Consider the following 237-nt stretch of genomic DNA (forward strand, 5'->3'; position numbering starts at 1 on the left):
GGCTTGATCGGGTTGGCATTATGGACCATGGTGGGCGTCGAATTTATTTGCCCAATGATTGGTGAGGTAAAAAATCCGAAGAAAAGTATTCCTATGGCCATGCATTTGTCATTGTTTTTTATCTTTACGATTTTTGTTGCCTTTATTTTTGGTGCCAGCCTTTATCTCGACCTGGATACTTTATTGGGTTCTCCTCTGCCATTCCTCGATTATGCCAATGCCGTATTCGGACAAAGC

General features: G+C 42.2%; 1 protein-coding gene. It reads left to right on the top strand.

The window, feature by feature from the left end:
* The coding region (locus tag Q4563_RS22510) for an amino acid permease (RefSeq protein WP_303606129.1) at positions 1-237 on the top strand (237 nt) is incomplete at both ends.

The sequence above is a fragment of the Gilvimarinus sp. 1_MG-2023 genome (assembly GCF_030548285.1).